This window comes from Lactiplantibacillus fabifermentans DSM 21115 (assembly GCF_000498955.2).
Lineage (GTDB): Bacteria > Bacillota > Bacilli > Lactobacillales > Lactobacillaceae > Lactiplantibacillus > Lactiplantibacillus fabifermentans.
Genome location: NZ_AYGX02000147.1, coordinates 1 through 3,914, shown reverse-complemented (window position 1 = coordinate 3,914; position 3,914 = coordinate 1). Strand labels below are relative to the sequence as shown.

Annotated in this window: 8 protein-coding genes and 1 tRNA gene; 3 read left to right on the top strand and 6 right to left on the bottom strand. The window is 36.6% G+C overall.

Translation table 11 applies throughout. From position 1 onward, the window contains the following. Positions 1-3: 3 nt before the first annotated feature. From DY78_RS12580 to DY78_RS12565, 5 genes are all read right to left on the bottom strand, one after another. A complete protein-coding gene (locus DY78_RS12580; protein WP_056993529.1) occupies positions 4-225 on the bottom strand; it encodes a hypothetical protein in 222 nt (73 codons plus the stop codon). 66 nt (positions 226-291) lie between these two features. Then, entirely contained in the window at positions 292-960 is a 669-nt protein-coding gene (locus tag DY78_RS12575) for a GIY-YIG nuclease family protein (protein ID WP_024624472.1), read from the bottom strand. Positions 961-989: 29 nt separating this feature from the next. Beyond that, positions 990-1,082: transfer RNA gene (locus tag DY78_RS16205), tRNA-OTHER, on the bottom strand. 190 nt (positions 1,083-1,272) lie between these two features. Continuing rightward, positions 1,273-1,473 carry a hypothetical protein gene (locus DY78_RS16655; RefSeq protein WP_003641358.1) on the bottom strand — a complete coding sequence of 67 codons (201 nt, stop codon included), beginning with the start codon at positions 1,471-1,473 and terminating at the stop codon, positions 1,273-1,275. A 128-nt stretch (positions 1,474-1,601) separates the two neighbouring features. Beyond that, a complete protein-coding gene (locus tag DY78_RS12565) occupies positions 1,602-2,285 on the bottom strand; it encodes an XRE family transcriptional regulator (RefSeq protein ID WP_082621246.1) in 684 nt (227 codons plus the stop codon). Positions 2,286-2,441: 156 nt separating this feature from the next. Between DY78_RS12565 and DY78_RS12560 the strand changes: the two genes are divergently transcribed. After that, positions 2,442-2,696, top strand: a complete 255-nt coding sequence (locus DY78_RS12560) for a helix-turn-helix domain-containing protein (protein ID WP_024624469.1) — start codon at positions 2,442-2,444, stop codon at positions 2,694-2,696. A gap of 89 nt (positions 2,697-2,785) precedes the next feature. Further along, entirely contained in the window at positions 2,786-3,013 is a 228-nt protein-coding gene (locus DY78_RS16890) for a zinc-ribbon domain-containing protein (protein WP_082621245.1), read from the top strand. Here the strand turns inward: DY78_RS16890 and DY78_RS16460 are convergent. Continuing rightward, positions 2,934-3,431, bottom strand: coding sequence for a hypothetical protein (locus tag DY78_RS16460; RefSeq protein ID WP_024624468.1), 498 nt, complete (start codon positions 3,429-3,431; stop codon positions 2,934-2,936). The genes DY78_RS16890 and DY78_RS16460 overlap by 80 nt on opposite strands. A gap of 64 nt (positions 3,432-3,495) precedes the next feature. On the opposite strand from DY78_RS16460, the gene DY78_RS12550 reads away from it, so the two are divergent. Then, on the top strand, positions 3,496-3,914 hold a 419-nt coding region (locus tag DY78_RS12550), incomplete at its 3' end, for an ORF6N domain-containing protein (protein ID WP_169817091.1).

The following is a 3,914-nucleotide window of genomic DNA, read 5'->3' as shown; positions in this document are numbered from 1 at the left end:
AGGTTATGCTGAACAATTTGTCCAAAAATTCGGATTAAATTTGCAATCTACCAGATCTGCAAACTCCTTCTCTTTAATTATTCCGTACTTAATAGGTTTTTGAAATATCCATGCAAATATTCCTCCAACTCCACGACCTATGGCATTTGCAGTTGGGTTAAACAATTGTTCTTTAGTTGTATTAGGAACAAAGTCAGAAACTGATTTTAATAGCTCAGGATCCACATGTAAAACTTCTTTCGTAATTAGTCACATCTCAAACTTTGGCCGGTGGGATGTGCTTTTTTGTTACTACTCTAATTCCTGATTAACCATTGGCTTGATGTCTGAAATGATAGTATTTTCGTATTTAAACCACGCAAATCCATTCCGATCTTTACCTTGCTGTTCGATAGGGACATCATGAAAAAAGTCATAGCAACAAATAGCAGCTCTTGACAAAGTATGCTCTTTTCCACAGCGACACAGGACATGATTTTTCTTGTCAATCACAGTAACTTTTATACTTGGGTCTTCTTTAAATGTTAGTTGTGCGCCGGCCGGAATACTAAGGTATTGGAAATTTCTGTTTGGCCTTGTACCTATTCTGCGTTTGGATACAATATACGTTTTTCCAGTGATTAGTGAATTATATTTTTCTGGTCGGATTAATTCTGCATTTGAATCATTAAAAATTAATAGTTCAAATTCGGCTTTTACTTGATTGTAAGTGGCTTTAAAAAATTCCTTGGAACTACTTTCGCGTTTGTCAGATAAGGCTCTATGCAAGATGCGTTCTGCTTTCTTATAGTTATTTAGAAAGGCAGCAAATAGTAGTAAAGTAGGTTTTCCATCTGGAATACCCGTGCTATTAAATTGCAAAAGCCGTTGCTTTAAATTTTTAGTTTGACCAACTTTTATATATCCAGGAAAAGACTTATTTTCTAAAGCATATACAAAACCATAATCTTCATTTGGCAATTTTGACACTTCCTTGTATTTTCTTGCAACGCGAGTGGCAGGATTCGAACCTGCATAGCAACTTTGGAGGTAATTATATGTGTAAATACTTTGTTGTTGTTCTACCGTTGAACTACGCTCGCATGTTGCCCGCTAGGCTGGTAGTGGGTGAGAGTGCTACTTTCGTTTGTGGATCCAGTAAACTAACATGACGACTAGCGCTATGAAGCAAATGATGCCAATTACAATGTTGAAGTCGAACACGTATGTGCTGTACGTTCCTACATACAATTCCATAGATTTTACCCCGATTAAAATATATTTATACTAGTTCTACTTAGCATGTTTATACCCGGCTAAGCCGATAAAATATAATATCGCAATTGGCACCCAAATCACCATAACAATTGCTTGTGAAGGAATCCAGGTTGCCAGGATAAATAGCACGGCCAATATTGGTAAAAAGATGTGTCCTAGTGTTCCTAATATCTTCCATAGTGCTAGAAAGATGACGATCATTATTAGTAGTCCCATTATAGTTATTCCTCCAAATTCCCCAGCTTTTACCGACATCCGTATCTGGTCTTATGTAAGTATAATACCGCTAAATATGTAGAACATGTGTTCTTTTTGAAGCATAAGCAAAGTCCCGCATAGGGGACTTAAAGTACAACTACACCCTTTATCTTAAAGTTTTCGTTGCCACTAACATCAATTGGGTCGTATTTGCTGTTTAAGCTAACCAGTTCACACTTAGCTTCATTGCAATGATACTTCTTAACGTAAGCCTTACCATCAACATAGGCTATAACGATTTGACCATTAAATGCTTCCTCTGAATACTTAACAAATATAATTTGCTGGTCAGCAAACAATGGCTCCATAGAATCACCATTGACTTGTAGGGCGTAGTCATATTCAGGCACAGTGCCTGTGTAATCAACTTCGGTTGTATCGTCTTGCAATTCCTCACCAGTACCGGCAGATACAGCACCGAGCAGCTTAATTTGCGTTCGTGGCATACGTACAATGGTATTATTTTGTTCTCTCAGTTGGTTGTCGGCGTAGTTGTAAACATTTTGCTGACGATCAGGGTTCAACAGTTTCATTACTGAGATAGTATTATCAAATATATCTTCCTTAATGATAGAAAGATCTTTGCTCATCATGTCGTCTAGCTTCACATTAAACATGTTTGCAATATCAGCCAATATTCCAGCCTTAGGCGTATATTTTCCAGATTCCCATTCACTAACAGTAGAAACACTTCTGTTTATTTTCTTTGCAAATGATTGTTGATCTAGTCCATGTAACTTGCGTAAATATTTCAAATTGGTAGAAAACATATTATTCCCTCCTTAACAATTACTAGTATAGCATTTATTCGGAAAAACGGAAACGTATTTCTGAATAAAATTTCGGTAAAAGCGAAATAAAGTGTTGACTTCGGAAAAACCGAAGCATATTATTTAAGTATGCTCAATGGAAAGGAGGAACAGTCGATGGATTACAAGAAGGAAAAATACACTTTAAGGCAATGGAGAGCTTTGAAGGACATTAGAGTCAACGAGTTAGCTAGTGAAACTGGCTTAACTGAACGAACAATTAACAACTATGAACGGAGCATTGACGGAATCAGAAAAGCTAGTTTCAACAACTTGGACTTAATTGCTGGTGCTCTTGGGATTAGTGTAAGTGATATTTATTTGTCTCCTAATTCGGAAAAACCGAAGTTTCCAGTTAAGCAACCAGCATAGAAAGGAATGATCCACATGAATCAAATTACACCATTTAATTTCGAAGGTAATTAACATTAATCGCAGAAAGAAAGGCGTAACCATACGAGATGAAATTATGCAAAATAATAATGTTTACTAAATGCCCTTACTGTGGTTACAAGAACAAAGAAAGCTGGAATTATTGTGAACATTGCGGATCACCATTAGGTAGTCGATTCACACTTCGTGGAAATTTTTTTGAAGGATTCGTCAATTCTATATCAGATCAGTCTCAAGCTTTCTTAATTCTTCAAGCGATATTACTCGTTGTGTTATTGGCAACGTTTTACTTATAGGTTTGCGTTTGCCGTTTTCATAAATGATAAATTTATATTTACTGTCAGCGTTTAGTGCCCAGTTATGATCCCACATCGTTTCTTTGCACAATACCAAAAATATTGGCTTTGATTGATATGGTGCAAAACTCAAGGGTAGAACGTCAGAACTAACAGATTTCGTGATTTTGTAACTAATGCCATTAACGGTGTAGTTTGCAAATACTGTTGGGTCATCATAACGAAGCCTAAAGCTGTTAATCACGAGTGCATTAGAAGAATGATTAGTTACAACCATTTTTAAGATTACCTTGTCTTTAACAAATGAGGCGCATAGCAAATCAAAATCAGCATTAGTTCTACTTTTGTAGATTGAACATGCTATCTGACTAATGGTTAACACCAATGCTATCCACGCGACAAGTGTACCAATTTCCAATAATTTTTACCTCGCTTCCATCTAAATAAGTTAAGTATATCGCAGAAAGAAAGGAATGATCCACATGCGAGAAGTACAACAAGTTAAATTTAACGGAGATCTAATTTTGACTACTGAACAGTTAGCTGAATTTTATGGAACAACGTCTCGGCGTATTAAGCAAAATTTTGCCAATAATCGTAGCAAATTTGTTAAAGGAAAACATTTTTACCAATTAACAGGGAAGACCCTCAAAGAGTTCAAAGACAGAGTCGAAATTTTCGACCTTGTTGGGAAGAATGCTAAAACACTAATTCTTTGGACTAAGCGTGGTGCTAGCCGGCATTCAAAAATGCTTGGAACTGATCAAGCTTGGGACATGTTTGATGAGTTGGAAGAAAACTACTTTAACCCGAAACAGTTTGCGCTACCAACATCACCAAGAGAGATTGCACGATTGGCACTGCAAGCCAATGAGGAAACTAACCAACGCCTGGATAGCGT